This window comes from Stenotrophomonas sp. HMWF023 (assembly GCF_003060985.1).
Classification (GTDB): Bacteria; Pseudomonadota; Gammaproteobacteria; order Xanthomonadales; family Xanthomonadaceae; genus Stenotrophomonas; species Stenotrophomonas lactitubi.
This window is the reverse complement of sequence record NZ_QAIJ01000152.1, coordinates 1-3,402: the sequence shown is the minus strand read 5'-3', so window position 1 is coordinate 3,402 and position 3,402 is coordinate 1. Positions and strand designations below refer to the sequence as shown.

The 3,402-nt window shown below is 69.4% G+C and carries 2 protein-coding genes and 1 pseudogene; all 3 read right to left on the bottom strand.

Going from position 1 to position 3,402, the window contains the following annotated elements; all coding sequences use genetic code 11:
- Positions 1–395, bottom strand: a pseudogene (locus DBR20_RS22825) (hypothetical protein); the annotation flags it as partial.
- Positions 392–2,656: a DUF802 domain-containing protein gene (locus DBR20_RS08300; RefSeq protein WP_108265845.1), complete on the bottom strand. Its 2,265-nt coding sequence runs from the start codon at positions 2,654–2,656 to the stop codon at positions 392–394. The pseudogene DBR20_RS22825 and the gene DBR20_RS08300, both read right to left, overlap by 4 nt.
- Before the next feature lie 10 nt (positions 2,657–2,666).
- Complete coding sequence (locus DBR20_RS08295) at positions 2,667–3,320, bottom strand: DUF3348 family protein (RefSeq protein ID WP_108265844.1); 654 nt, start codon at positions 3,318–3,320, stop codon at positions 2,667–2,669.
- Positions 3,321–3,402: the final 82 nt, after the last annotated feature.

The following is a 3,402-nucleotide window of genomic DNA, read 5'->3' as shown; positions in this document are numbered from 1 at the left end:
GTGAAGCCGCTGACCATCAGGATCTCCTCGCGCGAACCCAGGTACGCCGCCAGCGGCGCGGCAAGGCTGCGCAGCAGCTCCTGGCCTTCCGGCTGCAGCTGGTCGGAGTTCAGCGCGAACAACACGTTGCCGCTGATACCGATGCGGCCATCCACCAGCGTCACCCGGCCGGCGGCGAGCGGGCCGGCCAACGCTTGTTCCAGCGTCTGCAGGCGTTTGGCTTCGGCCTGGCGCTGTTTGACCTCCTGGTCCAGTCGCTGCGACAGCTCCAGCTGCACCGCAACCACGCCGACCAGGATCAGCACGAACGCGCCCAGCAGCACCGACATCAGATCGCCGAATGCCGCCCAGATCGGGGCGTGTGAGCCGCCGTCGACCTCCAGCTCGTCGCTCATGCGCTGCCGGCCTTGCCGCGGCGCGCGGCCAGCTGCTGCAGTTCTTCCATCACCTGTTTCTGCGACAGCAGGCTGAGGTCGACCACCTCGCGCGCCTGTGCCACGTAGTACGCCAGCTGCTCATCGCTGCGCGCCAGCGAGGCATCCAACGCACCGCCGATCTGCTCCAGGCGTCCCGACAGCTCCGCCGAGGCGGTGCCGAACTGCTCGACCGCAGACCCGAAGGTGCCGGCCAGCAGACCCACCTCACCGGCACTGCCGTTGAGCAGGGTGGCGATGCCATCGAGCTTGCCGGTCTCGGCGGCGATGTGGTCGGTGAAGCGGTTGCCGACGCGTTCCAGCAGTTCAGCCGAACCACCGACCAGCGCGTCCACGGCCGTGCGCTGCTCGTGCGAGGCGTGGTTGATCGCCTCCAGCAGGGTCTGCACGGTGGTCAGCAGGTGACCACGCTCTTCCAGCATCGCGTTGTCGCGCACCAGACTTTCGGACAGGGTGCTGCGCAGCTCGTTGATGACCTCGGCCGCGGCCTTCGGCGCTTCGGCTGCGGTCTGCAGCAGGGTGGATACTTCGGCCAGCGTGGCGCTGGCCTGTGCGCGGCCGTTCTCGCCGATCTGCTGCGCGGTCTGCGCCAGCGTGTCGCACACCTGCTGTTGCTGCGTGGACAAGCGCTCACCATTGGCCTGCAGGCGCTCGGCCAGGTCGGTCGAAACATTCTGCAACGCATCGCTCCAGCGCTGCAGGCGCTGTTCGTCAGCGGCCACCAGCTGAGCCTGCAACGCGGCATGCGCCTGCTGCAGCTCGGTACTCACCGCGTCCCAACGAAGCTGGCGCTGCTGTTCGCGTGCATCCAGGCCCGCCTGCAGTTCGGCATGCGCCGTGGCGGTGGCGGCCTGTGCGGCCTGCCAGTCCTGCAGGCGCTGTTGTTCGTGGTCCTGCAGCAGCGACTGGCCGGCGGCGTGGCGCTCATCCAGCGCCTCCAGCAGCGTCTGCGCACGTTCGTCCAGATGGCTGCTGGCACGCTGCAGTGCCTGCTGCTGACGCTCGACCAGTTCACTGTTCAACGCATGCTGCTGTTCGGCAGCGGCACGCCAGGCGTCGGCGTTGCCGCTGGCGTCGGCCTGCAGGCGCTCGCCGATGCGCATCACCAGGGCTTCACCCTGCGCACTCTGGCCATCGCTGAAGGCCTGCAGATGCTGGCGTAGTTCAGAAACCAGTGCCTGCTGCGCGCCAGTCTGTTCGGCCACGACGTTGGCCCAGCTGGCCTCGGTGGCCACGCGGCTGCGCTCGAAGCCCTCAGCCAGGCCGTTCAACTGCTGCTGTACGGCCTGTTCGACGCGCGAATGCAGCGCCTGGCCGTGGCTGGCCAGACCCGCCAGCGTGGTTTCTGCCATCGGCTGCAGCGCGCCGCCGATGGCGGCGGCACTGGCTTCGGCACCCTCGCGCAGCGACTGCTGCAGCGAGGTGGCCAGGCGTTCCTGCAACGCTTGGCTCTGCGTCAGGAACTCGGCCTGACCGGCCAGCAGGCGCTCATTGGCGGCCGCGCTGTGCTGTTCGAAGGTGCTGGTCATCGCCTGCAGGCGATCGACCAGCGCAGGCAGCGCAGCGGACTGCGACTGCAGCAGGCGCAGCGACTCGGCGCGCTGCCAGGCTTGCGAATACGGATGCAGGTCAGTGGCGATCGCGCGGTCCAGCTGCTGCACCACCTGCAGGCGGTCGCGGCGCAGCAGCGCCGACAACAGGCCCAGCATGGCCGAACTGGCGACACCGGCGATGGACGTGCCGAACGCCACCGCCAGGCCCTGCACCGGCGAGGCCAGCGAGCCGCGGATGGCCGCCATGTCGGTAGCGCTCTGCAGGGCCAGGCCCGTGCCGCGCAGGGTGTCCATCATGCCCAGCAGCGTGCCGAGCATGCCCAGCAGCACCAGCAGGCCCACCAGATAGGGGGTCAGCACCGGCGAGGGCAGGGCGGTGCGCTCGCCTTCCACGCGCAGGCGCACGGCATTGCGCAGGCCCAGCGGCACACGCTCCAGCCACGGCGCCAGGCTGTCCTGGGCCAGCGAAACGTCATTCAGCGCGGCGCGCAGGCCATTGCTGGCCTGCCGGTAACGGTACAGCTCCACGCCACCGGCGATGTAGCAGGCCGCAATGATCGCTGCCACGGCCGCACCCAGCGGGTGAACCGAGACATAGCCGACACCGATCCAGCACACGGCCAGCAGGCCAGCAAGGAAAACAAGGACGTGGAAAACAGTTCTGGACATGGTGTTCCGGTCAGTGTGAGCGCAGGGCGGCAAGCAGCCCCTGGATCGGGTGGAAGCGCAGTTGCAGCTCGGCGAGCAGCAGCGTGCGCATGTCGTGGCGGAAGGACGCGCGCCAGCCGGGCTGGCCGTGCACGCGTTCGAATCGGGCACCCAGCACCGCTGGGGCGGTGGCAAGCAGGCTGTGCTCGCGCGGGCTCAAGGTCTGTTCCATCACCGCATCGACCTCGGCCAGCCGCGCCAGCTCAGGTGATGCCAGCACCAGCTGGTCGCGCAGGCGGCCGCGCAGGCGACCGGTGGCGGTCTGGATGGCCTGCTGCAGCACGCGGTAGCGCTGCCGCAGCGAAGCGAAGTTGGGTGCCGCAGCGGCCTCGGCCAGGTCCAGCAGGCGCTCGGCCTCGGCATCCTCGCTCAGCGAGGCCAACAGGCTCGCTTCGGCTTGGGCGCAGTCGGCCAGCAGATCATCCAGCGCTTCGGCGGCCTCGGTCGGTTCAGCCAGGCGGCCATCCAGCGCCCCCGCAAGGGCCACGGCACGGCTCCAGTCCACCCACTGGCCGAGGCGATCGGTCAGGGCGGGACTGGAGGCCGGCATCGCGCCGTCGCTGAGACGGGCGAGCAGACGGAGGAAGTCCGGTCCACCCAGGACCGGCTGCGCTGCGTTCGCCATCAAGGGGGGGTGGGGGCTAAAAACCGTTGATTTTACAACCAGATGAGGGCGGCCGTATGAAGGCGGGGTGCGGGGGCAGCAA